The following is a 22,572-nucleotide window of genomic DNA, read 5'->3' on the forward strand; positions in this document are numbered from 1 at the left end:
CTCGGCGCACTTTGAGTCCGCGCCTCCGGCCTCAGCGGGCCGCCGCGTCGCTGCGCCCCGGCGCCGTCATGGGCCAGGCCACCCAGAGCCACAAGGCCATGGCGACGGCGCAGGCGATGAAGACGGCCGACGCGCCGCCGTCACGCGCCAGCCAGCCCCCGACCGCGCCCCCCACGAACAACCCCAGGGACTGCACGGCGTTGTAGACCCCCAGCGCCGTGCCCCGCGCGTGGGCTGGCGCGATGCGCGAGACCAGGCTGGGTTGGGTGGCTTCCAGCACGTTGAAACCGCAAAAAAAGACGAAGAGCAGCAAACCCAGCAAGACCACGCCCAGCACTTCGCGCCAGACTCCAGCCGTCGCCACCGAGGCGGCCTGGGGCAGCACCGCGACGGCCGCCAGCAAACCCAGTTGGGCCAGGCCGATCAGGCCGATGGCGGCCAGGAACACCGCGCGCAGGTAGCCGCGCCTTTCGAGCGGGAAGAGGGTGGCAATCATCACGAAGAAGGAGGCCAGCACCGCGGGCAGATAGACCCACCAGTGGTGCGCGGCCACCAAACCGGCGCTCACCAGCAGGGCAGGCACGGCCATCCACATCGCGAGTTGCACGGCGTGCAGCAGGAAAACACCCGCGTCCAAGCGCAGCAGGCCCGGGTGGCTCAACACCTCGCGCAGGCCCGCGCGCAGCGAGCCGGTTGCAGGCTCGCTCGCGGGCGCCTGTGCCCCCGACACTGCAACCGGAACCTCAGGCGGCACGACCCAGATCACCACGGCCACGCCACCCAGGGCCAACAGGGCGGTGAACCAGAACAAGCCGCTGAGGCCGATCCAGGCGGTCAGCACCGGCGCCAGCAGCAAGGAGAGCGCAAACATCAAGCCGATGCTGGCGCCGACCAAAGCCATGGCCTTGGTGCGCACCGCGTCGCGGGTTTGGTCGGCCAGCAAAGCAGAAACCGCCGCCGACACCGCACCCGCGCCTTGCAGCGCGCGGCCAATCAACAGCCCCATCAGATGATCGGCCAGCGCGGCGACCACACTGCCCAGCGTGAAGACCAGCAGGCCCAGCACAATGACGCGCTTGCGGCCGTACCGGTCCGAAGCCAGCCCATAAGGCAATTGCAGCAGGGCTTGGGTAAGGCCGTACATGCCCATGGCCAGACCGACCAGGGCGACATCGTCGCCACCCGGATAACGCCGAGCCTCCAGCGCGAAGACGGGCAACACCAGGAACAGGCCCAGCATGCGCAGCGCGAAGATGCCCGCCAGCGAGAAGCTGGCGCGCCGTTCCGTGGCCGTCATGGCGGCGGGTCGCGCGCCAGGCACCGCCTCACCCGCCAGCACGGACGTGGCGGACGTTGAAGCGGAAGGCTCGGGAGGCAAGGAAGAAGTCGACACGGACAGACGGTGAACAGCGGGCGCGCGGGGGCTGCGACGAAGGCGCAGCCCGCCATTGTCCATGATCTCGCCTGTCACAATGGTCCGGCGCAGGGGTCAAGCGCGCCAGCTTGATGCTGACGCACCGCCGCCCCCTCATCCATCCGATGTCGCCTGTTCGCCCCCGATCCCGATGCATGACGCCCAGCCCCCCGGCCTGAATCCAAGCCCAGGCCCCAACCCAGGCTCGCACCCAGGCCAGCCCCCGAGCGGCGGGCACGACACGCCGCACCACGACCCACAGACCGACTTCCTGCAAAACTTCCAGAACGAGCTGTCCAATGGCCGGCAATGGGTGGAGCGCGCCATCGTGCTGGCCCACGCGGTAGTCGCCGGGCTGGCCGTGGTGGGCTTCACGCTGTTGTCGGATGGTGCCTTCAGTCTCTTTCAGGCGCTGTACGCGGCCTGGCCTTGGGCCGTGCTGCTCTGGATGCCACTGCTGACCGGCGCCATCGTCTGGCTGACCCGGCGCTACGCGCCAGGCGCGGCAGGCTCGGGCATTCCGCAGGTGATGGCGGCACTGGACCCGATGCTGCCGCCAGGCGCGCATCGCCGTTTTGTCTCGCTGCGCCTGGCACTCGCCAAGATGGGCTTGGGCGCGGCGGGTCTGCTGGCGGGCCTGTCGCTGGGCCGCGAAGGCCCCTCGGTGCAGGTGGCGGCAGGCGTGATGCAGAACGCGCAACGCTGGCTGCGCCCCGGCTCGGGCATCGACCGCCAGGCCTTGCTGGTGGCTGGCGGGGCGGCCGGCATCGCGGCGGCCTTCAATGCGCCGCTGGCCGGCGTGGTGTTCGCCATCGAAGAGTTGTCGCGCAAGCTGGAGTCGCGCAGCAGCGGCTTGGTGCTGGCCGCCATCGTGCTGGCGGGGCTGATGAGCGTGTCGGCCTTCGGCAACCTGAGCTACTTCGGCGTGATCCGCGTGCCGCGCCAGGGGTGGGACATGCTGCTGCCTGGCCTGCTGGTGACGGTGTCCTGCGGCCTGCTGGGCGGCCTGTTCGCCCGCCTGCTGATCGCCTCACTCACGGGTGCGCCCAGCCGCTTCAACCGCTGGCGCGCGCGCTGGCCGGTGCGTTTCGGCATGGCGCTGGGCTTGGTGCTGGCGATCATCGGCCTGGTCACGGGGGGCGCCACCTTCGGTGCGGGCTCGGAGACCGTGCGTCACATGCTGGCCGGGGAGGAGCAGTCCGTGTCCGCGCCTTTCTACGTGACGCTGAAGTTCGTGGCCACCTGGCTGACGTCCTGGGCGGGTGTGCCCGGCGGCATCTTCGCCCCGGCCCTGTCCATCGGCGCGGGCGTGGGCCACAACGTGGCGCAGTTCCCGCTGGACGGCGCCGCCGAACTCGCCCCGGCCTTGATCGCCATGGGCATGGCGGCTTTTCTCGCCGCAGTGACCCAGGCGCCGTTGACGGCCTTCATCATCGTGATGGAGATGGTGGACGGCCACGCCATGGTGCTGAGCCTGATGGCCGCGGCCATGTTGGCCAGTCTGATCTCGCGCCTGATCAGCCGCTCGCTCTACCTGGCCTTGGCGGAGACCATGGTGAAGACGGTGCTGGGGCCACCGCCGACCGCCCCAGCCCCGTCTCATCCCTGACACAGTCGCCCACCGACTCTTGGCGCGGCTGAACGCGGCGCGTGCCGCTGGGCGGGGATTTCTCTATCATGGTGGGTTTCGCCTTCCCCACTCGTGAGCTGGCCCTCGACGCGAACTGCGCGAGTGGGCAATAGACCACGAGCCCACGCGCCCACGGTCCACGCCCCATGAATCAGCCTGTCACGCCCGACGAAGGGCGCTACCTCGCCAGCGCCTTGCAGCAGCAGGCCATCCACATCCGCGGGGCGCGCACGCACAACCTCAAGAACATCGACCTCGACATCCCGCGCAACCAGCTGGTGGTGATCACCGGCCTGTCGGGTTCGGGCAAATCCAGCCTGGCCTTTGACACGCTGTATGCCGAGGGCCAGCGTCGTTATGTCGAAAGCTTGTCGACTTATGCGCGGCAGTTCCTGCAGATGATGGACAAGCCCGAGGTGGACCTGATCGAAGGTCTGTCGCCCGCCATCGCCATCGAGCAAAAGGCCACCAGCCACAACCCGCGCTCCACCGTGGGCACGGTGACGGAAATCCACGACTACCTGCGCCTGCTTTACGCCCGCGCCGGCACGCCCCACTGCCCCGAGCACAACCTGCCGCTGCAGTCCCAGACCGTGAGCCAGATGGTGGATGCGGTACTCGCACTCGCACCGGACTTGAGGATCATGCTGGTCGCGCCCGTGGCACGGCAAAAAAAGGGCGAGTTCACCGAACTGTTCACCGACATGCAGGCTCGGGGTTACGTGCGCTTTCGCGTCGATGGCCAGGTGCACGACTTCAACGACCTGCCCACGCTCAAGAAAACCGAGAAGCACGACATCGATGTGGTGATCGACCGGCTGCGCGTGCGTTTGGCGGCCGAGGGCGATGACGCTGAACAAGCCCGCGAAGCGGCGGCCCTGCGCCAGCGCCTGGCCGAAAGCTTCGAGGCCGCGCTCAACCTGGCCGAGGGCCGCGCCATCGTCGTGGAGATGGACGGCGCGCAGAAAGAACACCTCTTCAACGCGCGCTACGCCTGCCCGCTGTGCAACTACTCCATCGGCGAGTTGGAGCCGCGTCTGTTCTCGTTCAACTCGCCGCAGGGCGCCTGCCCCGAATGCGATGGCATCGGCCAGCAGGAGTTCTTCGACCCGGCACGCGTGGTCGCCTTCCCGTCGCTGAGCCTCGCAAGCGGTGCCATCAAGGGTTGGGACCGGCGCAACAACGTGGCCTTCGCGATGGTGGAAAGCCTGGCCAAGCACTACAAGTTCAACGTCGAGACGCCTTTCGAGGAACTGCCCGAACACGTCCAACATGTGCTGTTGCACGGCTCGGGCGAGGAAGAAATCAAATTCAGCTACACCATGGGCTCGGGCAGCTTCGCGGGCAAGAAGGTCAGCAAGACCCACGCCTTCGAAGGCATCCTGCCCAATATGCTGCGGCGCTGGCGCGAGACCGATTCGGCCCTGGTGCGCGAGGACCTGGGCCGACTGCGCAGCATGCAGCCCTGCCCGGCCTGCGCGGGCACGCGGCTGCACACCGAGGCACGCTTCGTGCGCATCGGCGAGGGCGAGCAATCCCGCGCCATCTATGAAGTCAGCCGCGCGACGCTGCGCGAGGCCCAGACGTATTTCGAATCCTTGCAGATGCACGGCGCCAAGGCCGAGATTGCCGCCAAGGTGGTGCGCGAAATTCGCCTGCGCCTGCAGTTCCTCAACGACGTGGGCCTGTCCTACCTCAGCCTGGACCGCAGCGCGGACACGCTCTCGGGCGGCGAGTCTCAGCGCATCCGCCTGGCCAGCCAGATTGGCAGTGGCCTGACCGGCGTGATGTACGTGTTGGACGAGCCCAGCATCGGCCTGCACCAGCGCGACAACGACCGCCTGATCGCCACGCTGCAGCACTTGCGCAACCTAGGCAACAGCGTACTGGTGGTCGAACATGACGAAGACATGATCCGCGCGGCCGACCACGTGGTCGACCTCGGCCCGGGCGCGGGCGTGCACGGTGGTCGCATCCTGGCCCAGGGCACGCCGGGCGAGGTGGAGGCCAACCCGGCCTCGTTGACGGGCCAGTACCTCAGCGGCGCGCGCGGCATCGCGGTGCCCACCGAACGCCACAAGGCGACGAAGGAAGTGCTGCGCATCGTGAACGCCACGGGCAACAACCTCAAGGGGGTCACCGTGGAGATTCCCGTCGGCCTGCTGACCTGCGTGACGGGTGTCAGCGGCTCGGGCAAAAGCACCTTGGTCAACGACACGCTGTACGCGGCGGCGGCCAAGCACATCCACCGCGCTCATGAAGAGCCTGCCGCGCACGAAACCATCGATGGACTCGACGAGTTCGACAAAGTCATCAACGTCGACCAGTCGCCCATCGGCCGCACGCCACGCAGCAACCCGGCCACCTACACCGGCCTCTTCACTGCGATACGCGACCTGATGGCCGAGACGCCGACCGCGCGGGAGCGCGGTTATGGGCCGGGACGTTTCTCCTTCAACGTCGCGGGCGGGCGCTGCGAGGCCTGCCAGGGCGATGGCGTGGTGAAGGTGGAGATGCACTTCCTGCCCGACGTCTACGTGCCTTGTGATGTCTGCCACGGCCAGCGCTACAACCGCGAGACGCTGGAAGTGCAATGGAAGGGCCTGAACATCGCCCAGGTGCTCAACCTGACGGTGGAGCAAGCCCACGCCTTCTTCAAGGACGTGCCCACCATCGCGCGCAAGTTGCAGACCTTGCTGGACGTGGGCTTGAGCTACGTTCAGCTCGGCCAAAGCGCCACCACTTTGTCCGGCGGCGAGGCGCAGCGCGTCAAGCTCGCGCTGGAACTGTCCAAGCGCGACACCGGCCGCACGCTTTACATCCTGGACGAACCCACCACCGGCTTGCACTTCGCCGACATCGAATTGCTGCTCAAAGTGCTGCACCAGCTGCGCGACGCGGGCAACACCATCGTCATCATCGAACACAACCTGGACGTCATCAAGACGGCGGACTGGCTGATCGACATGGGGCCGGAAGGTGGTTCAGGCGGGGGAACGGTGGTGGGAGCGGGGACGCCGGAGGAACTGGCGCGCAACCCGGCCAGCCACACTGGGCGCTACCTGCAGCGCTTGCTTGAATGAAACCCATGACCCAACAACAACACTCGCTTTTCACCGACCGCAAGGTCGTCTTCCTGCTCGCCACGCTCTGCTGCCTGCTCTGGGGCAGCGCCTACCCGGCCATCAAGAACGGCTACGCGCTGTTCCAGATCGCGCCCAACGACATCCCTTCCAAGCTGGTGTTCGCGGGCTGGCGCTTTGTCTTCGCGGGCTTGGTGCTGCTGGTCGTGGCCATGGCCACGCGCAAGCCGGTGTTCGCACTGGATCGGCGCGGCGTGGCCCAGGTGACCCTGGTGGGCCTGGCGCAGACGACCGCGCAGTACGTGTTCTTCTACATCGGCCTGGCCTACGCCACGGGCGTGAAGAGTTCCATCATGAACGCCACGGGAACCTTCTTCAGCGTGCTGCTGGCCCACTTCATCTACCGCAACGACCGTCTGAGCTACAACAAGGCGCTGGGGTGTGGGGTGGGATTTCTGGGGGTGATGGTCGTGAACTTCCACGACAGCCTGTTCAGCCTGGACTTCACCCTGCTGGGCGAAGGCTTCGTGGTGATTGCGGCCTTTGTGCTCTCGGCCGCCAGCATCTACGGCAAGAAGGTCTCGCAGCGCATCGACTCGGTGGTGCTGACGGGCTGGCAACTCGGCATCGGCGGCGTCGGTCTGCTGGTGCTGGGTTTCGCCTTTGGCGGGCACCTGAGCCTGCCCAGCGCGGCGGCGTTCGGCATCCTGGCTTACCTGGTGGCGCTGTCGGCGATCGCCTTCTCGCTCTGGACCATCCTGCTCAAGCACAACCGCGTGAGCATGATCACGGTCTTCAACTTCATGATCCCGATCTTCGGCACCCTGCTCTCGGCACTGTTTCTCAATGAGTCTTTCCTAGAGTGGAAGAACGGCCTGGCCCTGCTGCTGGTCTGCGTCGGCATCTGGCTCGTCACCAAGGAAGAAAAAACGCCCGGCCGTGCGTGACGGTCGGGCGTCTGGGGTCAGCGCGACAGCGCTGGAAGCGCTGAAGGCTCAGCGGACCTCGGTCACGAATTCCTGGCGGCTGCGGCGCACCTTCTTCTGGTTCACCAGCCAGTCGCCTTCGTCGGCGCGGTAGCCCAGGGGCAGGATCACCACGCTGCGCAGGCCGCGTGCCTTCAGGCCGAGGATTTCATCCAAGGCCGCGGGATCGAAGCCTTCCATGGGCGTGCTGTCGACCTTTTCCGCGGCCGCGGCGATCAGGGCCGTGCCCACGCCGATGTAGGCCTGGCGCGCCGCGTGCGCGTAGTTCTCTTCGGCGGGACGCGGCGGGTACAAGCTCAACAGCTTCTGACGGTAGGCCTCGAAACCTTCGTTGGTGGAACCGCGTTCGTGATTGGTGAGGTCGAACATGGCGTTGATGCGCTCGGCCGTGTAGTTGTCCCACGCGGCGAAGACCAGGAGGTGCGAGCCGTCAGTGATCTGGGCCTGGTTCCAGGCGATGGCTTTGATCTTCTCGCGCATCTCTTTGTTGGTGACGACGATCACCTCATAAGGCTGCAGGCCGCTGGAGCTGGCCGTCAAGCGCACGGCTTCCAGGATGCGATCGACCTTGTCCTGGGGCACCGCCTTGGCGGGGTTCATTTTCTTGGTGGCGTAGCGCCACTGCAGTTGCTCAATCAGCTGGGACATGGAATTCACGCGAAAAAAGTTGGCGGTTTACGCATCTGGTACCGAGCTTGGTTTTTGCAAGCCCCCTGCAAGTCCTTTTGCATGTCGCCCTTGTAAAGTTGGCGGGCCGCGATAATCCGCCCCCATGTCTGCTTCCCATTCCCTGGCCGCCCTGCCGGCGCGCACCGTGCGCTTGATTGGCGCACCCACCGACATCGGCGCGGGCGCGCGTGGCGCCTCCATGGGGCCCGAAGCCCTGCGGGTGGCGGGCATCGCCGAAATGTTCGCCCGACGCGGCATGACCGTGAATGACACGGGCAACCTGCACGGACCGAACAACCCCTGCCTGCCGCCGCAGGCCGGTTACCGCCATCTGGACGAGGTGGTCGCCTGGAACCAGGCGGTGCACGACGCCGTGCACGCCGCGCTGGCCGCTGGCGAGCTGCCGGTGCTGCTGGGCGGCGACCACAGTCTGGGCATCGGTTCCATCAGCGCGGTGGCGCGCCACTGCCAGGCTACAGGCCGCCAGCTGCGCGTGCTCTGGCTGGACGCGCACGCCGACTTCAACACCCACGACATCACGCCCTCGGGCAACCTGCACGGCATGCCCGTGGCCTGCTTGTGCGGTGACGGCCCCACCTCCCTGGTGTCGATGGCCGGCCACGTGCCCGCGATTGCCCCATCCAGCCTGCGGCAGATCGGCATCCGCAGCGTGGACGAGGGCGAGCGCCATCGCGTGCGCGAGGCCGGGCTGGAGGTGTATGACATGCGCTACATCGACGAAGTGGGCATGCGGGCTGCGATGGACAAGGCGCTGGCCGGACTGAACGACAACACCCACCTGCACGTGAGCTTCGACGTGGACTTTCTGGACCCGGACATCGCCCCGGGCGTGGGCACCACGGTGCCCGGTGGGCCGACTTACCGCGAAGCGCAGTTGTGCATGGAAATGATCGCCGACACCGGTCGCGTGGCCTCGCTGGACATCGTGGAACTCAACCCCGCGCTGGACGTGCGCAACCGCACGGCGCAGGTGGCGGTGGAGTTGGTGGAAAGCCTGTTCGGCAAGTCGACGCTGATGCGCGACCGCGGTTAGCGCGTCGCGCGCAAGCACGGCTGGCCCGCTTTTTGCGCCGTTTCGCACGCACCTGCGCGACGACGCTCCGCCTCCAAGTTCGACCCACTGCAACCGTCACCTCTGAATCGTCTCAACCCACGGCACCGCGCACGACTTCCGTCTTCTCTTTCAAGGAAACCCATGTCCACCATCACGCTCCGCTTCCTCGCCGAACCCAGCACCGTCAACTACGGCGGCAAGGTGCACGGCGGCACCGTCATGAAATGGATCGACGAGGCCGGCTACGCCTGCGCCACCAGCTGGGCCAAGCGCTACTGTGTCACGGTCTACGTGGGCGGCATCCGCTTCCACCGCCCGATCATGATTGGCGACTTGGTGGAAGTGGAAGCCAAGCTGGCCTACACCGGCAGCACCAGCATGAACATCTCGGTCGAGGTGCGCAGCGGTGACATGAAGGGCGGAAAGCTGGAAACCACGACCGAATGCCTGATCGTTTTCGTCTCGGTGGACTCGCACGGCAAGCCGATGGCGGTCCCTGCCTGGACACCCGACACACCCGAGGCGATCGCCCTGGCCAAGCGGGCCAAGGCGCAGCTGGACGCCTCGCGGTCGGCGGGATAAGTTGAGTTTCGGTTCCCGCGCAGATCAGCCGCGCGCAGCCTGCAGCAGATCGCGGGTCTTGATGGCCTCGCGCCGCGCGGCCTGGGCGTAATCCGCGCCGCTGGAGGCATAGAGGATGGCGCGCGAGGAGTTCACCGCGATCAGACCGTCCTTGGTCCAGCCCGCCTTGACCGTCGCCACTGCGTCGCCACCTTGCGCCCCCACGCCGGGGATCAGCAGAGGCAGGGTGGGCGCAAGCGCGCGCACGCGAGCGATTTCTTCCGGATAGGTGGCGCCCACCACCAGGCCGAGTTGGCCATTCAGGTTCCAGGGGCCCTGGGCCAGTGCCGCCACGTGCTCGTACAGGCGCGGCTGCCCCGGCAAGTCGGCCAGCCGCTGGTTCTGCAAATCATCCCCACCCGGATTGGAGGTACGGCACAGCAGGAAGGCGCCCTTGCCTTCGTACTTCAGGTAGGGCTGCACCGAATCCCAACCCATGAAGGGCGAGAGGGTCACGGCATCGGCGTCGTAACGCTCGAAGGCTTCGCGGGCGTACTGCTCAGCCGTGGCGCCAATGTCGCCGCGTTTGGCATCGAGGATCACGGGCACCTGCGGCGCGTTGGCCCGCATGTGGGCCATCAGCTTTTCAAGCTGGTCCTCGGCGCGGTGCGCGGCAAAGTAGGCGATCTGCGGTTTGAAGGCGATGGCCAGGTCGGCCGTGGCATCGACGATGGCGGCGCAGAAGTCGTAGATCTTGCGAGGGTCACCCTGGTAGGCGCCGGGAAAGCGTGAGGGCTCCGGGTCCAGCCCCACGCAGAGCATGGACTGGTTGCGGGCTTCGGCCCCGCGCAGCATGTCGATGAAAGTCATGCCGCGATTGTATGAAGCGGCACCCAGATGCCGCGGCACCGCACGCGCCGCCCGTGGGCGGGGTGGTCCAGGGCCTGTTCGCACTCAGGAAATGAGTGTGAACAGGCCCTAGAGACTGCGACGCCTGGACACTGGCGATGGCGTCCGAGCCCAGGTGTCGATCAGGACATCAAGCGGCCAGCGGGGTGGCCACGGTCGACGTGGCCTGGCCCGCGCGCTCGGCCGCGATGATGCGGTCGATGATCTTGCGCGACTGCACGCCACCGGCGTCGATGTTGAGCATCAGCAATTGACGCTCGGGCCACGCCAGCAGGTTCTTCTGCTGGCGCTCCAGCATCTCCAGGTCTTCAGCGAAGATCTTGCCCTGGCCTTGGCGGATGGTGTCCGTCAGCTCGGCGTCCTGAGGCTTGAACTTGCGCGCCATGCCCCAGAAGTAGTGGATGGAGGTCTCCGTCTCGGGCGTGATGAAGTCCACCACCACGCTGTAGGCCTTCTTGTCGTTGGGTGCGTCGTAGCCACCGTGGCCTTGCAAGGCCACGCCCACCTCGATCATCACGTGGCTGGGCGGGGAGAAGCGGCAGATCTGCCAGCGGTCCACGGGCTGGTCATCGGGCAGGCCGTTGGCGCGCAAAGCCATCTTCCAGAAAGGAGGGGCCTCGATGCCGCTCATGTAGCGGCTGGTGACGACGGTGTCGTCCTCGACCGTGGTCTTGCAGGGCGTTTCGTCGATTTCCTTCTGCCCGATGGAGGTGGCGTGCACATAGGTCTCGTGCGTCAGGTCCATCAGGTTGTCGATCATCAGGCGGTAGTCACAGGCGATGTGGTACAGGCCACCGCCATAGGCCCACTCGGGGTTGTCGAAGAACGGCAGGACGGGCAGCTTGGCCTCATCCGCCAACGCGGCCTCGCCTGTCCAGACCCAGACAAAACCGTAGCGTTCGGTCACGGGAAAGCTCTTGATGGCGGGAAAGCCGCGCACGCGCTGGCCCGGCATGGAAACGGTCTTGCCATCACAGCCCATCACCAGGCCGTGGTAGCCGCAGGTCAGCTGGCCTTCGCAGACGTACCCCAACGAGAGCGGCGCGCCACGGTGTGGGCAGAAGTCCTGCACCGCGTTGATCTTGCCCGCCGCGTCGCGGTAGAAGGCGATACGTTCACCGCAGACCGTGCGGCCCAGGGGCTTGTCGGCGCCAATCTCTTGGCTGGAAGCGGCGACGTACCAGGTGTTCTTGGGAAAGGTGCTCACAGTGGAAGTGGACATGGCGTACTCCTAGGTCGGGCTCAAGCTGAACAGGGCACGGTGGGTGGCGCTACGAAGCGGCGCCACATCGTGAATCCGTATACTGAATGAAAGAGATTTTAGGACGTCAGGTGGCACATGACCAGCCACTGCGGCCTTTCGCCCCCTGGGGTTTACCCTGGAGACCAGGCCACGCGAATCAACAGTGAGTCGTCACTCTTCGGAGTCGCGCTGGTCGTGCAGGTCGACGAATTTGCGCAGCAGGCGGGTGAATTCGCGCTGCTCGTCGTGGGACAGCGCACTCATGAGGCTGTTCCAATGGGCGCTGGTGCCCGTGAGCAATTCGGACAACACGCTCTCGCCCTCGGGCGTGAGCACCAGGCTGCGCTGGCGCCGGGGCAGCACTTCGCGTGAGATCCACCCCTTGGTTTCGAGGCGCGCGGCGATGTCGGCGGTGGTCGAGGTGTCCAGCGCCACCTTGTCGGCCAGCGTCACTTGGTCGATGCCGGGCGTTTCTTGCAAAGTGCGCAGGATGGCGTACTGCACCGGGGTGACATGCCGTCCATGCACTTCGTGGAAACGCGCCACGGCGATCTGCTGAGCGCGGCGAATCAGGTGCCCGGGTTCGTCATGGAGGCGCAACTCGGTGGTCGACATGGTGTTCTCGGTGGTCATCATCGCCCTCTCCCCGCTTCCTGAGTCGTTGGTGTTGCTCGTCATGCGGACCATTATCCGGCGCGTGCGTCTTACATCAAAGACTGTGCCAAACATAAATCCTCCCAGGCTTTGGCCTTGTCCTGGGGGGTGCGCAAGAGGTAAGCCGGGTGGTAGCTGACGACCACGGGCACCCCTTCGTACCGATGCACCTGCCCACGCAAGCGACCCAACGGCAGGGTGGCTACATCCGGCACGCTGTGCTGCAGCAGGGATTGGACAGCGAAACGGCCCATCGCCAGGATGATGCGCGGTTGCAGCAGCGCAACTTGGCGGCGCAGGTAGGGCTCGCACTGCAGCACCTCCTCGGGCGCCGGGTTGCGGTTGCCCGGTGGCCGACACTTGAGCACATTGGCGATGTAGACCGATTGCGCCTCGTCGTCCGAAGTGCGCGAACGACCGAGGACTTTGAGCATGTTGTCGAGCAACTTGCCCGCCTGGCCCACGAAAGGCTCACCCTGCAGGTCTTCGTTCTCGCCCGGTGCTTCACCCACGATCAGCCAGCGCGCCTGCCGATGGCCAACGCCGAAGACGGTGTTCTTGCGGCTCTTGCACAAGCCGCAGGCTTGGCAGCCGGCGACGGCGGTTTCGAGATCATCCCAACCCATGGCGGCGATGTCCGCAGGCAGGGCACGCGACGCAGGCTCGGCGTAAACCGACGACTTCGCTTCGGCTGGAACTGGGGTAGGGACTGAACGCGTCTGCGTGGGCAGCGTCGGCCCCCCCGACCCCAGGCGCGTGTCGGACCCCAGCGGCCCAGGCACCGGTACCGGCGCCGACTCCGCGAAGGCAAGGGCGTCCTCTGACATGGATTCAATGGGCGTCCAGACGCGGATTCCCATCTCTTCCAGCATGGCCCGCTGACGTGCATCCAATTCCATGGTCCGCATCCTACAGAGGTGCTTGGGCGGGGTTGCGCGGCGTGGACACGTCGGAGACCAAGGACAGGCTCATCACGACGGCATCCTCGCGGCGGCCGTGCCCATCCGGGTAATAGTCCTTGCGCAGGCCCACGCGACGGTAGCCCTGCGCCTCGTACACATGAATGGCGCGTTGATTGCTCGCACGCACTTCGAGCCAGAGTGTCGCCAGGGGTGGCTGCACGGGCACGCCACGCGCCCAGAGCGCCAGGGCGTCGAGCATCAGACGGGCCCAGCCCTGGCCCTGGTAGAGCGGTGCGACGGTGAGGTTCAGCAGGTGCGCCTCGGCGACGCCTTGCATGGCGACGTAGTAGCCCAGCACGGTTTCATCGGCCGCTGCGCCCGCCACCAGCACTCGCATGTGGTAGCCGGCGCGCACACCGTCCAGGAAATTCCCGCGCGTCCAGGGATGGGAATACGCTCGTTGTTCGATGTGCAGCACGGCGTCCAGCCGAGCCGCGTCCAGGGGCTCAAGGCGGACCTCGGTGGTCGGGTCCAAGAACGGGGGTGGCGAACCGACGCGCATGCAGGCTCCCTCAACGCGTCGACGGCTGCTGCGCCATGCGCTCCTGCAAGCGCTCCTCGGTGGTCTTCGCCACCTTGTCGCGCACATACTGGGGCAAGGCATCCTCGGCGCGCACTGCGCCGCCCTGGGCCAGCAGCGCCGGAGCAAGGCGCAACATGGCCGTGGCCAGGGGCAGGGCGGACCAACGGTGAACAGCGGCAGGCCAAGGCAGGCGGTCGCCGTATGCCGCGAACACATTGCCCGCCAAAGCGTCACCCTGCCACGCGGGCAGTGCCTCGGGGGCATGCAAGCCAAACGGGGCCTGCTGCTGCCACCGGCCTTCGGCGTACTGATAAGGGGCGGCGTACAACTCATCCATGCGGGCGTCGAGCAAGGCCAAGACACGCAGGGTTTGCGCTTCGGGCGCATGGCGCGCCCGGGCTTCTTCCGCCAGCGTCAGCAGGCTGTCGACCGGAAGCACGGGAACGCTGGCCCCGTAGGCCAGGCCCTGAGCCACTGCACAGGCGGTGCGCAGGCCGGTGAAGGCCCCTGGGCCGCTGCCAAAAGCGATGGCATCCAGTTCGGCATACCGCAGACCGGCCTCGGCCATCAAGCGTTGGATGGCCGGGATCAGCGCCACCGACGCCTGGGCCGCGCCCGCGCCCTGGTGCTGCCAAACCTGGCCGTCGCGCGTGAGGGCCACGGAGAGCTGGTCGGTGGTGGTGTCGAGCGCGAGGAGTTTCATCAGACAGCGTTTCTTCGGGGCACCGATTATCGGCGCTGGCTACCGACACCGTGCCTTGCCCTAAACTTTCCCGCATGCTGTGTCTTCCCCGTTTGCTTTCACTGTCGGCCCTGACCCTGGCCGCCGCCCTCACGCACGGCATCGCCGCCGCTGAATTGCCCACTCCCGTCACGCAGGCGCTGGCGCGCGCCAAGATTCCCGCCAGCGCGCTGGGCATCGTGGTCGAAGAAGCAGGCGCCTCACCCCGCGCCAAGTCTCTGCTGCGCCACCGGGCTGAAGCGCCAATGAACCCCGCCAGCGTGATGAAGCTGGTCACCACCATCGCGGCGCTGGAACTGCTGGGACCGAACTGGAAGTGGCGCACCCCGGTCTACCTGGATGGCGCGATCCGCGAGGGCACGTTGCGCGGCAACCTCTACATCGAGGGCCGGGGCGACCCCAAGCTGGTCGCCGAACGCTTGTGGCTGCTGCTGCGCCGGGTGCAGGGCCTGGGCATTTCGACCATTGAAGGCGACATCGTGCTGGACGATGGCCTGTTCGAGGCCGTGCCCCACGACCCGGGCGAATTCGATGGCGAACCCCTGAGGCCTTACAACGCCGCTCCGAACGCGCTGTTGCTGAACTTCAAGTCCGTGCTGATGACCTTCACGCCCGACCGTGCCGCAGGCGTAGCGCGCCTGCACGTGGAGCCGCCGCTGGCCGGCGTGGCTTGGCCCGCCAGCGTGCCCCTGTCGCAGGAGCGCTGTGGCGACTGGCGCGGCGGGCTGCAAGCCAATTTCGCTCGAGCAGGCTTTGGAAAAACCGAGGGCAACGCCCCGGTCCAGCCCCGCTTCGCGGGCCCCTATCCCGCCGCCTGCGAAGAGAAAGTCTGGCCCCTGGCCTGGCCCGACCCTGAGGGCTACAACGCCCGCGCCATCGCCGGCATGTGGCAGGCCATCGGCGGCACGCTGCGCGGCCAGGTCCGCGCGGGCCGCGTGCCCGAGGCCTTGCGTGACAGCGCGCAGGGCCGGGGACCGGTGTTCGCGCTCGAGTCTCCGCCCCTGGCCGAAGTGGTGCGCGACATCAACAAGTACAGCAACAACGTGATGACGCAGCAGCTCTTCCTCACCTTGAGCCTGGAGCAAGCGGCCACGCCCGAGACCGGCGCACCGAATCCGCCGCCCGCGCAAGGCACCCTGTCTGCCTCGCGCGCCCTGCTGCAAGACTGGTGGCGCGAACACCTGGCGGTGAAAGGACAGATGGACGAAGGCGCGCCGCGCATCAGCAATGGCTCCGGCCTGTCGCGCGAGGACCGCGTCAGCCCTGCGGCGCTGGCGCGCTTGCTGCAATACGCCTGGGACGGGCCGCTGATGCCGGAACTGCTGACCTCGCTGCCCATCAGCGGGCAGGATGGCACGCTGCGCCCGGAACGCTGGCGGGCCCGAGGATCGGCCCACCTCAAGACGGGCAGCCTGCGCGATGTCAACTCGCTCGCGGGGGTGGTGGATGCGCAGAGCGGACGGCGTTATGTGCTGGTGGCCATCGTGAACCACCCGAACGCCGCTGCGGCCCGGCCGGCCTTGGAAGCCTTGGTGGACTGGGTGGCGCGACAGTGAGGTGGAGCCAGGCGGGGACGCTGGCCTCCTCAACCGAAACACGGAACGAAGCGACGTCAGAGAATCCAAAGCCGTTGCCCTCCGCTTCGCGCACCGCAATGGGCGCAATGGGCGCAATGGGCGCAATGGGCGCGATTCTCAAACCGTTCGCACCCGCGCAATGGGTGTGAACGCGCCCGCGGCATCGGCGCCCGACAGACACCCTCAGCAGCGTCCGTGCTCAGCCCGCCAGCGCGCCGGGTGCTGCGCGGGCTGGCCCTCTTCGGTCCCTGCCCACAGGCCCAGGCCTGCTGCGCGCGCCTCGCTCTGCGCACGGGCATAGGCCTGCCGCTCGGAGGCCGAGGCGTGGTGCCGGTCCAGACTCCAGGCCCAACCTTCGGCCACCAGGTCGCGATTGACCTCCCGCCCGGCCACCAGCACGTAGGCCACCACCCGGTCATAACTGCGGGTGCCATCGGTGCGCAGTTGCACCCATCGCCCCTGCACCTTGCCGGCCAGAGCACGGCGGGCCGAATCGGCATGCGGCTGGGCCTGGGTGCGGCAGGTGCGTCCCGATTGCCGCCGCGTCTGCGCCAACTCCGGCGCGTCGATGCCTTGCAGGCGTATGCGCCAGCGACGCTGGTGGCGGTCCTCCACGTCCAGCGTGTCGCCGTCCAGCACGGCCAGCACACGCACTGGCGCCGCCTGAAGTGCCAGCACTGCCTCGCGGTCGGGCGGCGGGGCGGCTTGGGCTGCACCACACACAACCCCAACCAAAACCCACACCACGCCCCCCAAGCCCAGCGCTCGAAGGCCTCGCCAAACCGCGAGCTTCATCCCACGCGAGGGTCTGCCGATGGCGCGACAGCCGGGTCGGCCAGCTTGGTCGGGCGTGCACCGAACAAGGCGGAGCCGATGCGCACCAGGGTGCTGCCCGCGGCAATGGCGGCTTCCAAGTCGGCGCTCATGCCCATGGAGAGCGTGTCTGGCATGGGGTCTGGGCCATCCCAATCCGCGCGCAGGGCATCGAACAAAGTGCGTGCGCGCGCGAATATCGCTTGCATCGCCGCCGCATCGGGCAGCGGGTCGGGAATGCACATGAGGCCCCGCAGGCGCAAGCGCGGCAGCCGCCGCACCGCTCGCGCCAGCTCGGGCAATTCGTCCGGCGCGATGCCTGCCTTGGTCGGGCCGCCATCGACGTTGACCTGAAGGCAGATCTGCAGGGGTGACAGATCGGAGGGTCGCTGTTCGGACAAGCGTTGCGCGATCTTCAAGCGATCCACCGTCTGCGCCCAGGCGAAATGCTCCGCCACCAGCCGGGTTTTGTTGCTCTGGATGGGACCGATGCAATGCCATTCCAAGGGCAGATCGGCCAGGGCCGTTGACTTGGCGACCGCTTCTTGGATGTAGTTCTCGCCGAACGCGGTCAACCCCGCCTGGTGCGCGGCGCGAACGGCCTCGGGGCCAAAGGTCTTGGAAACCGCCAGCAAGCGCACGCTCGCGGGATCACGGCCCGCTGACACGCACGCCGCATGGATGCGCGCCTGAACGGCCCGCAAGGCAGCACTGAAAACTGAATTGTCGAACGATGAATCGGACATGGAACACCGCTTACTCCGGCCCACAATTGTCCCGCATCGCGGTCGAGCGCGGGCACTCCGCCCCAGGATGGCTCGCGCGGCCCCACGTCGCCGCGACGCCCCCTACGCATGGACCTCACCACCCTGTTGCGCTTGTGCCTGGACCAGGACGCGTCCGACCTGCACCTCTCGGCTGGCTTGCCCCCGATGCTGCGAGTGCACGGGGACATGCGCCGCATCGAGTTGATGGGCAGCTTGAGCCATCAGGACATCTCCGCCATGCTGAGCACCGTGATGAGCAAGACCCAATCTCAACGCTACGCGCAGACCCTGGAATGCGACTTTGCCTGCACCCTCCAAGAACTAGGTCGCTTTCGCGTCAACGCCTTCCAGACCCAGCGCGGCGGCGCCGCGGTGTTCCGCGCCATTCCCGCGCAGGTTCGAACTTTGGCGCAGCTGGGTGCGCCGCCCCTGTTCGCCGAATTGACGCAGCGATCGCGGGGCTTGGTGCTGGTGACCGGCCCCACGGGCTCGGGCAAATCCACCACCTTGGCCGCGATGGTCCGGCACATCAACGAAACACAAGCCCGTCACATCCTGACCGTGGAAGACCCGATCGAGTTCGTGCATGCGCCTGCGTGCAGTCTGATCAACCAGCGCGAGGTGGGCGCGCACACGCAGTCCTTCGCCAACGCCTTGCGCTCGGCACTGCGTGAAGACCCCGACGTGATGCTGGTGGGCGAAATGCGTGACCTGGAAACCATCCGGCTGGCACTCACGGCGGCCGAGACCGGGCACCTCGTGCTGGGCACCCTGCACACCAGCAGCGCGCCCAAGGCCATCGACCGCATCATCGATGTGTTTCCCTCGGGGGAGAAAGACCTGGCACGCGCCATGCTGTCGGAATCCTTGCAAGCGGTGATCGCCCAGGTGCTGTGCCCGACGGCACGGACCCACCCGCCAGGCAGGGTGGCCGCCTATGAAATCATGACGGGCACACCAGCGATCCGTCATTTGATCCGTGAAGGCAAGGTGGCCCAAATGCATGCCAGCCTGCAAACGGGCGCGGCCGCGGGCATGCGGACGCTGGATCAGCATTTGGCTGAACTCGTGCGGCGCGGCCTCATTGACGAGGCGCAAGCCCGCCGTCACGCACGGCCATCGGAGGGTTGGAGCACGTGAAGCCCGGTGGGGAAGCAAGCTCACAACGCGCCACGGGGACACATCCACAAAGGCGCAGGCCCAAAGGGCTGGAGGGCTGGAGGGCTGAAGGCCTGAGAAGGCCTGAATCTCGTGGCGCCAGCTGCATGCAGCCCGCCCGGTGGGCAGGTCAGGGAGCAGCGGACCTTCTGCGGCCCGGGTTCTCCAGGGCCAGGCGCTCTTCCTCGCTGATGATCTCGAACAGGCGGACCACCTTCTGCACCCCCGACGTGCGGCGCGCGATGTCGGTGGCACGGCCGGCCTCGCGCTCCGTCACGCGCCCCATGAGGTAGACAATCCCGCGTTCGGTCACGACCTTGACGACATGGGCGTTCAAATCAGGGGAATCCACCATCGTGGCCTTGACGCGCATCGTCACGCCCACGTCCGAGGACTGTTGCGTCAACGTGGAATGGCCGAGCACAGCCAATTCATTGATGATGTTGCGCACGTTGTCGAGGCCAGCAATCACCTGCTGGGCGATTTGGCGGTCCTGTTCACTCAAGACCTCGCCCGTCAACAGCACCTGGCGGTTGTAGCTGACGATGTTGATGTGGGCCCGGTCACCCAACCGTTGCTTGAGTCGTGACATGCCTTCGGTCTCGATGCTTTCGTCGTCGAGTTGCGTGCCGGTGGTGCGACGGTCCAGCACGGACAGACCCGTGGCCACCACGATGCCCCCCACGACCATCGGCGCGCATCCACTCAAAGCCAAGAGGCCCAGACTGCAGGCCAGGCCCAGGCAGAGGGCTCGCAGGCCAGCGAAACGAGAGATAAAACGGTGCTTGCTCACGCCTTGTTTTCCTGTTCGCCCAACAATTGATGATCCACGCAATCACAAAGGCAATGCAGTGTCAGCAAATGCACTTCTTGAATGCGTGCGGTGCGCTCGTGCGGAACGCAGATGTGCACATCGGTTTCACGCAGCAAAGCGTTGATTTTTCCGCCCCCCTTGCCGGTCAGGGCGACCACGGTCATGTCCCGTTCGTGCGCGGCCTCGATGGCAGCCATCACATTGGGCGAATTGCCGCTGGTTGAAATGGCCAGCAGCACATCCCCCGCTTGACCCAGGGCCCGCACTTGCTTGGCGAAGACGACCTTGTAGTCGTAGTCGTTGGCAATGGCGGTCAGGATGGACGTGTCCGTGGTCAAGGCAATCGCGCCCAACTCAGGGCGCTCACGCTCGAAACGGCCCACGAACTCCGACGCGAAATGTTGCGCGTAGGCCGCGGAACCGCCATTGCCACAGGCCAGCACCTTGCCACCGTTGGTCACGCAGTCCAACATCGCCTGGGCCGCGGCCGAAATGGGCTTGCTCAGTGGCTGCGCGGCCTGGTATTTCAGGTCCGCGCTGTCAATGAAGTGTTGCTCGATGCGCTGCTCAAACATGGTGGGCCGAATGATACCGGGCTTGCACAGGCCCAAAGGCGCAAGCGGCCATCCACCCGCGCGGGCCGAGGCCAAGCGACGCTGGTCTCGGCGCGGCTGCCCCGGCCCATTCCCGCTCGAACAGCCAACCCATGCTTGCCGCCCCAAGCGGGAAGCCGTCTGCGAAATGAACGCATCAAAAGCCTCTGCCGCCATCACCGAGATCGAAGGCCGCTTGCAGCCAAACCAGTTGCTCGTCACCGTCGCCAGGCCCGCCCTCGATCGCCACGACGTCAAACCGACAAGGCGGCGGCGATGGCCAGCGCAGCAGGTAGTGACGCGCCGCCAGGATGATGCGTTTGCGCTTCACCCAGCCCACGCTGGCGGCCGCGCCACCGTGACGGGCATTGGCGCGGCGGCGGACTTCCACGAACACCAGGGTGCCGTCGGCGGTCCGCATCACGAGGTCCACCTCGCCACCGCCTCGTCCAGGCGTCCGATAATTGCGCGTCAACAGTTTCAATCCCCGCGCTTGCAAATGCTGCAGGGCTTGCTCCTCCGCCACGTCGCCCGCTTGTTTGGTCGAATTCCGGGCACGGGTCGGGAGAGCAGGTTTGTGCATGGGCTTAACTCACCACGTTCGTGAATTCCTCTTCTTATGCCTCAGCCCTGCTCGCCGCGCAAGACGCTGCGGGCACTCAGCATTTGCCAACTGGCACGCTGTACGTGGTGGCCACGCCCATCGGTAACTTGGCCGACATCACCCTGCGCGCCCTGCATGTGCTGCGTTTCGCCGACGTGCTGGCGTGCGAGGACACGCGCCACACGCAGAGTCTGCTGCGCGCCTACGGCATCGAAAAAAGCGGCGCCAGCCTGATGGCCGTGCATCAGCACAACGAACAGGAAGCCGCCCAGCAAGTCATCGCGCGACTGCGCGAGGGCCTGCGCGTGGCCTATGTCAGCGACGCAGGCACGCCCGCCGTCAGCGACCCTGGTGCGCGCCTGGTCGCGGCCGTGCGCGCCGCCGGTCTGCCCGTGATGCCATTGCCGGGCGCCAGCAGCGTCACCGCGGCATTGAGCGCGGCCGGCGCGGTGGATGAGTCCGGCGGCTTCGTCTTCGCCGGCTTTCTGCCCGCCAAAACCTCCGAGCGCGCCCAGGCGGTGCAGTCACTGGCGGGAGAACCGCGTGCCGTGGTGCTGCTGGAGGCGCCGCACCGCATCACTGCACTGGCGGACGCCCTGCTGGTCTTGGGAGACCGCGCCCTGACCGTGGCCCGGGAAATCAGCAAGCAGTTCGAACAGATCGTCACCTTGCCCGCCGCGCAATTTGCGGATTGGCTCGCGGCGGACGCGCAACGCTCGCGTGGGGAATTCGTGCTGGTGCTCCACCCTGCGCCGCGTGCCGCTCAGGACAACGCGTTGGACCCGTCGGCGCTGCGCACCCTGGATCTGCTGCTGGCTGAACTGCCCTTGAAAACCGCCGTCAAGCTGGCGGCGGACATCACCGGGACACCGCGCAACGCGCTGTATGAAAAGGCGCTGGAGCGTAAACAGCAGGAATGAAGAAACGCCGGATCAAGCGTGCCGAGCGCCAGAGTTCGTCCCGACGAATTTGATTTGCGCAGCAAATCTCATGAGGAGGTTGGCGTCTGGTGTTCGGCTCGCGCCGCCACGCCATCAGCGCGCGAACTTGCTGGGTCCGCAAGCTCGCATCGAACTCAGTGCGAGCGCATCTTCGCGCGCAAGCGCGCGATCGACTGGCTGTGCAACTGGCAAACGCGGGACTCGGTGACACCCAGCACGGCAGCGATTTCCTTGAGGTTCATGTCCTGCTCGTAGTACATGCTCATCACGTACTGCTCGCGCTCGGGCAAGGCCTTGATGGCTTCCACCAGCGAGGCACGCAGACGCTGGTTGCGCAGCAAGGCCATGGGGTCGGACTCGCCATCGACCATGTGCCGGTCGAGAAAGCCTTCCTCGTCATCGCCACCGCTCATGTCCTCAAGGTAAACCAGCTGGGTCCCCTTGACCTTGTAAAGCAAGGCCTGGTACTCCGCGAGTTCCATGCCCAGTTCCTCGGCGATCTCGGACTCGCTGGGTGAGCGACCCAGCTGGTGCTCCAGCCGCGTCAGCGCGGACTCGATTTCCTTCTGGCTCTTGCGTGAGCCGCGGCTCATCCAGTCGTTTTCTCGCAGCTCATCGATCATCGCGCCGCGGATGCGTTGCGTGGCGAAAGTCTCGAACTGCACCCCCTGGGTCGCTTCGTACCGGGTCAGCGCTTCCGACAGACCGATCAGCCCGACTTGGATCAGGTCGTCCACCTGGATCGACGGCGGCAACTTGGCCATCATGTGGTGAGCCAAGCGGCGCACGAGCGGCACGTACTGCCGAATCAGGGCATCGCGATCCAGCTGGCCTTGTGCGGTGTACGTCACGGG

Annotated in this window: 22 protein-coding genes; 8 read left to right on the forward strand and 14 right to left on the reverse strand. The window is 66.6% G+C overall.

Going from position 1 to position 22,572, the window contains the following annotated elements; genetic code table 11:
• Positions 1-31: 31 nt before the first annotated feature.
• Positions 32-1,297, reverse strand: a complete 1,266-nt coding sequence (locus tag ACLBKS_RS08920; protein WP_410192743.1) for an MFS transporter — start codon at positions 1,295-1,297, stop codon at positions 32-34.
• 268 nt (positions 1,298-1,565) lie between these two features.
• On the opposite strand from ACLBKS_RS08920, the gene ACLBKS_RS08925 reads away from it, so the two are divergent.
• The 3 genes from ACLBKS_RS08925 to ACLBKS_RS08935 all read left to right on the forward strand — a co-directional run bounded on the left by ACLBKS_RS08925 (position 1,566) and on the right by ACLBKS_RS08935 (position 7,074).
• Positions 1,566-3,023, forward strand: a complete 1,458-nt coding sequence (locus tag ACLBKS_RS08925; RefSeq protein ID WP_410192456.1) for a chloride channel protein — start codon at positions 1,566-1,568, stop codon at positions 3,021-3,023.
• A 167-nt stretch (positions 3,024-3,190) separates the two neighbouring features.
• A complete protein-coding gene (gene uvrA, locus ACLBKS_RS08930) occupies positions 3,191-6,127 on the forward strand; it encodes an excinuclease ABC subunit UvrA (protein WP_410192457.1) in 2,937 nt (978 codons plus the stop codon).
• 5 nt (positions 6,128-6,132) lie between these two features.
• The gene (locus ACLBKS_RS08935; protein WP_410192458.1) at positions 6,133-7,074 is read left to right on the forward strand and encodes a DMT family transporter; all 942 of its coding nucleotides are present in this window, start codon (positions 6,133-6,135) and stop codon (positions 7,072-7,074) included.
• A gap of 48 nt (positions 7,075-7,122) precedes the next feature.
• Here ACLBKS_RS08935 and ACLBKS_RS08940 read toward each other — a convergent pair whose 3' ends face one another.
• Positions 7,123-7,761: an NAD(P)H-dependent oxidoreductase gene (locus tag ACLBKS_RS08940; RefSeq protein WP_410192459.1), complete on the reverse strand. Its 639-nt coding sequence runs from the start codon at positions 7,759-7,761 to the stop codon at positions 7,123-7,125.
• A gap of 124 nt (positions 7,762-7,885) precedes the next feature.
• On the opposite strand from ACLBKS_RS08940, the gene rocF reads away from it, so the two are divergent.
• Both rocF and ACLBKS_RS08950 read left to right on the forward strand, forming a co-directional pair.
• Positions 7,886-8,836, forward strand: a complete 951-nt coding sequence (gene rocF, locus ACLBKS_RS08945; RefSeq protein ID WP_410192460.1) for an arginase — start codon at positions 7,886-7,888, stop codon at positions 8,834-8,836.
• Between the two features lie 162 nt (positions 8,837-8,998).
• On the forward strand, positions 8,999-9,439 hold the full coding sequence (locus ACLBKS_RS08950; protein WP_410192461.1) for an acyl-CoA thioesterase: 441 nt from the start codon (positions 8,999-9,001) through the stop codon (positions 9,437-9,439).
• A gap of 24 nt (positions 9,440-9,463) precedes the next feature.
• Here the strand turns inward: ACLBKS_RS08950 and pyrF are convergent, their stop codons facing one another.
• The 6 genes from pyrF to tsaB all read right to left on the reverse strand — a co-directional run bounded on the left by pyrF (position 9,464) and on the right by tsaB (position 14,412).
• The gene (pyrF, locus tag ACLBKS_RS08955) at positions 9,464-10,288 is read right to left on the reverse strand and encodes an orotidine-5'-phosphate decarboxylase (protein ID WP_410192462.1); all 825 of its coding nucleotides are present in this window, start codon (positions 10,286-10,288) and stop codon (positions 9,464-9,466) included.
• 169 nt (positions 10,289-10,457) lie between these two features.
• Positions 10,458-11,549, reverse strand: coding sequence for a Rieske 2Fe-2S domain-containing protein (locus tag ACLBKS_RS08960; protein ID WP_410192463.1), 1,092 nt, complete (start codon positions 11,547-11,549; stop codon positions 10,458-10,460).
• Positions 11,550-11,741: 192 nt separating this feature from the next.
• Positions 11,742-12,248, reverse strand: coding sequence for a MarR family winged helix-turn-helix transcriptional regulator (locus ACLBKS_RS08965; RefSeq protein WP_410192464.1), 507 nt, complete (start codon positions 12,246-12,248; stop codon positions 11,742-11,744).
• Positions 12,249-12,274: 26 nt separating this feature from the next.
• Entirely contained in the window at positions 12,275-13,123 is an 849-nt protein-coding gene (locus tag ACLBKS_RS08970) for a uracil-DNA glycosylase family protein (protein ID WP_410192465.1), read from the reverse strand.
• A gap of 10 nt (positions 13,124-13,133) precedes the next feature.
• Entirely contained in the window at positions 13,134-13,688 is a 555-nt protein-coding gene (gene rimI, locus ACLBKS_RS08975) for a ribosomal protein S18-alanine N-acetyltransferase (RefSeq protein WP_410192466.1), read from the reverse strand.
• Between the two features lie 10 nt (positions 13,689-13,698).
• Positions 13,699-14,412: a tRNA (adenosine(37)-N6)-threonylcarbamoyltransferase complex dimerization subunit type 1 TsaB gene (tsaB, locus tag ACLBKS_RS08980; protein WP_410192467.1), complete on the reverse strand. Its 714-nt coding sequence runs from the start codon at positions 14,410-14,412 to the stop codon at positions 13,699-13,701.
• Positions 14,413-14,486: 74 nt separating this feature from the next.
• Here tsaB and dacB point away from each other — a divergent pair, with 74 nt between their 5' ends.
• A complete protein-coding gene (gene dacB / locus ACLBKS_RS08985) occupies positions 14,487-16,007 on the forward strand; it encodes a D-alanyl-D-alanine carboxypeptidase/D-alanyl-D-alanine-endopeptidase (RefSeq protein ID WP_410192468.1) in 1,521 nt (506 codons plus the stop codon).
• A 204-nt stretch (positions 16,008-16,211) separates the two neighbouring features.
• Here dacB and ACLBKS_RS08990 read toward each other — a convergent pair whose 3' ends face one another.
• Both ACLBKS_RS08990 and ACLBKS_RS08995 read right to left on the reverse strand, forming a co-directional pair.
• Positions 16,212-16,823, reverse strand: coding sequence for a thermonuclease family protein (locus ACLBKS_RS08990; protein ID WP_410192469.1), 612 nt, complete (start codon positions 16,821-16,823; stop codon positions 16,212-16,214).
• Positions 16,820-17,587 (reverse strand): YggS family pyridoxal phosphate-dependent enzyme, encoded by a 768-nt coding sequence (locus tag ACLBKS_RS08995; RefSeq protein ID WP_410192470.1) that lies wholly within the window; start codon positions 17,585-17,587, stop codon positions 16,820-16,822. The genes ACLBKS_RS08990 and ACLBKS_RS08995 overlap by 4 nt, the downstream gene beginning before the upstream one ends.
• A gap of 108 nt (positions 17,588-17,695) precedes the next feature.
• Between ACLBKS_RS08995 and ACLBKS_RS09000 the strand changes: the two genes are divergently transcribed.
• A complete protein-coding gene (locus ACLBKS_RS09000; RefSeq protein WP_410192471.1) occupies positions 17,696-18,748 on the forward strand; it encodes a type IV pilus twitching motility protein PilT in 1,053 nt (350 codons plus the stop codon).
• Between the two features lie 148 nt (positions 18,749-18,896).
• On the opposite strand, the gene ACLBKS_RS09005 is transcribed toward ACLBKS_RS09000, so the two are convergent.
• From ACLBKS_RS09005 to ACLBKS_RS09015, 3 genes are all read right to left on the reverse strand, one after another.
• A complete protein-coding gene (locus ACLBKS_RS09005) occupies positions 18,897-19,559 on the reverse strand; it encodes a BON domain-containing protein (protein WP_410192472.1) in 663 nt (220 codons plus the stop codon).
• Positions 19,556-20,155, reverse strand: a complete 600-nt coding sequence (locus tag ACLBKS_RS09010) for a phosphoheptose isomerase (RefSeq protein ID WP_410192473.1) — start codon at positions 20,153-20,155, stop codon at positions 19,556-19,558. Before ACLBKS_RS09010 ends, ACLBKS_RS09005 begins: the two co-directional genes overlap by 4 nt.
• Before the next feature lie 175 nt (positions 20,156-20,330).
• A complete protein-coding gene (locus ACLBKS_RS09015) occupies positions 20,331-20,756 on the reverse strand; it encodes a YraN family protein (RefSeq protein WP_410192474.1) in 426 nt (141 codons plus the stop codon).
• Between the two features lie 20 nt (positions 20,757-20,776).
• On the opposite strand from ACLBKS_RS09015, the gene rsmI reads away from it, so the two are divergent.
• Positions 20,777-21,697: a 16S rRNA (cytidine(1402)-2'-O)-methyltransferase gene (rsmI, locus tag ACLBKS_RS09020; RefSeq protein ID WP_410192475.1), complete on the forward strand. Its 921-nt coding sequence runs from the start codon at positions 20,777-20,779 to the stop codon at positions 21,695-21,697.
• Between the two features lie 155 nt (positions 21,698-21,852).
• On the opposite strand, the gene ACLBKS_RS09025 is transcribed toward rsmI, so the two are convergent.
• On the reverse strand, positions 21,853-22,569 hold the full coding sequence (locus tag ACLBKS_RS09025) for an RNA polymerase sigma factor FliA (protein ID WP_410192476.1): 717 nt from the start codon (positions 22,567-22,569) through the stop codon (positions 21,853-21,855).
• Between the last annotated feature and the right edge of the window lie 3 nt (positions 22,570-22,572).

The organism is Hylemonella sp. W303a, assembly GCF_046452315.1.
Lineage (GTDB): Bacteria > Pseudomonadota > Gammaproteobacteria > Burkholderiales > Burkholderiaceae_C > Hylemonella.

Bases quoted from the DNA above. Each gene is read 5' to 3' on its own strand.
- tsaB (WP_410192467.1), bottom strand. From the start codon at position 14,412: ATGAAACTCCTCGCGCTCGACACCACCACCGACCAGCTCTCCGTGGCC.
- dacB (WP_410192468.1), top strand. From the start codon at position 14,487: ATGCTGTGTCTTCCCCGTTTGCTTTCACTGTCGGCCCTGACCCTGGCC.
- rimI (WP_410192466.1), bottom strand. From the start codon at position 13,688: ATGCGCGTCGGTTCGCCACCCCCGTTCTTGGACCCGACCACCGAGGTC.
- pyrF (WP_410192462.1), bottom strand. From the start codon at position 10,288: ATGACTTTCATCGACATGCTGCGCGGGGCCGAAGCCCGCAACCAGTCC.
- rocF (WP_410192460.1), top strand. From the start codon at position 7,886: ATGTCTGCTTCCCATTCCCTGGCCGCCCTGCCGGCGCGCACCGTGCGC.
- ACLBKS_RS08965 (WP_410192464.1), bottom strand. From the start codon at position 12,248: ATGACGAGCAACACCAACGACTCAGGAAGCGGGGAGAGGGCGATGATG.
- ACLBKS_RS09015 (WP_410192474.1), bottom strand. From the start codon at position 20,756: ATGCACAAACCTGCTCTCCCGACCCGTGCCCGGAATTCGACCAAACAA.
- ACLBKS_RS09000 (WP_410192471.1), top strand. From the start codon at position 17,696: ATGGACCTCACCACCCTGTTGCGCTTGTGCCTGGACCAGGACGCGTCC.
- ACLBKS_RS08940 (WP_410192459.1), bottom strand. From the start codon at position 7,761: ATGTCCCAGCTGATTGAGCAACTGCAGTGGCGCTACGCCACCAAGAAA.
- ACLBKS_RS08920 (WP_410192743.1), bottom strand. From the start codon at position 1,297: ATGACGGCCACGGAACGGCGCGCCAGCTTCTCGCTGGCGGGCATCTTC.
- ACLBKS_RS08960 (WP_410192463.1), bottom strand. From the start codon at position 11,549: ATGTCCACTTCCACTGTGAGCACCTTTCCCAAGAACACCTGGTACGTC.
- ACLBKS_RS08935 (WP_410192458.1), top strand. From the start codon at position 6,133: ATGACCCAACAACAACACTCGCTTTTCACCGACCGCAAGGTCGTCTTC.
- uvrA (WP_410192457.1), top strand. From the start codon at position 3,191: ATGAATCAGCCTGTCACGCCCGACGAAGGGCGCTACCTCGCCAGCGCC.
- ACLBKS_RS08970 (WP_410192465.1), bottom strand. From the start codon at position 13,123: ATGGAATTGGATGCACGTCAGCGGGCCATGCTGGAAGAGATGGGAATC.
- ACLBKS_RS08925 (WP_410192456.1), top strand. From the start codon at position 1,566: ATGCATGACGCCCAGCCCCCCGGCCTGAATCCAAGCCCAGGCCCCAAC.
- ACLBKS_RS09010 (WP_410192473.1), bottom strand. From the start codon at position 20,155: ATGTTTGAGCAGCGCATCGAGCAACACTTCATTGACAGCGCGGACCTG.
- ACLBKS_RS08995 (WP_410192470.1), bottom strand. From the start codon at position 17,587: ATGTCCGATTCATCGTTCGACAATTCAGTTTTCAGTGCTGCCTTGCGG.
- ACLBKS_RS08950 (WP_410192461.1), top strand. From the start codon at position 8,999: ATGTCCACCATCACGCTCCGCTTCCTCGCCGAACCCAGCACCGTCAAC.
- ACLBKS_RS08990 (WP_410192469.1), bottom strand. From the start codon at position 16,823: ATGAAGCTCGCGGTTTGGCGAGGCCTTCGAGCGCTGGGCTTGGGGGGC.